1 pseudogene is annotated in these 819 nt (G+C 37.7%); it reads left to right on the plus strand.

Annotated features, from left to right (window positions below):
• Positions 1 to 90: 90 nt before the first annotated feature.
• Positions 91 to 803 (plus strand): annotated as a pseudogene (locus tag MF4642_RS16555) (IS5 family transposase).
• The last annotated feature ends 16 nt before the right edge of the window (positions 804 to 819 follow it).

Here is an 819-nt window from a genome sequence, read left to right on the forward strand (position 1 = left end):
TAGGGCTTGTTGAGAATTAACAAAGGCTACTGATTAATTTATAATAGTACTATGGATAGATACATACTTACTGATGCCCAATGGGCAAAAATGGAACCTTTTTGCCTAGGTAAAGTGACCGATCGAGGTCGTAGTGGAAAAGATAATCGATTATTTTTAGAAGCAGTCCTATGGATTGCCCGTACAGGCAGTCCATGGCGTGATCTACCTCCTCATTTTGGTAAATGGAATACCGTCTTTAAAAGATACCGTGATTGGGTGAAAGCTGGTGTATTTGAAACTATTTTTGCATCTGTAAATGAAGATGTTGATTTGGAATACGCCATGATTGATGGAACGATTGTTAAAGTTCATCGACATGGGCAAGGTGCAAAAGGGGGACTTTCAAACAGTCTATAGGTAAATCTCGAGGTGGAATGACCTGTAAAATTCTTGCCTTAGTGGATAGTCTAGGCAACCTTATTAAGTTTCGATTAATGCCTGGTCAATATCACGATTTAGTAGAAACCAAACCTTTAATTGAAGATGTTGATTTTCAAGCATTACTAGCGGATAAAGCATTTGATGCAGATTGGCTCATCCAAGAACTCAATGAACGTAAAGTGAAAGTGGTGATCCCACCCAAATCTAATCGAAAAGTAATGAGAGCCTTTGATACGATTATGTATAAATGGCGTCATCTCATTGAAAACTATTTCTGTAAGTTAAAAGAATTTAAACGTATAGCGATGCGTAGTTGTAAAACAGATACGAGTTTTGAAGCCATGATTCAACTGTGCGCGAGTTTAATTAACTCTCGGTAATTCTCAACAGACCCTA

The sequence above is a fragment of the Acinetobacter sp. MF4642 genome (assembly GCF_002018925.1).
GTDB lineage: Bacteria > Pseudomonadota > Gammaproteobacteria > Pseudomonadales > Moraxellaceae > Acinetobacter > Acinetobacter johnsonii.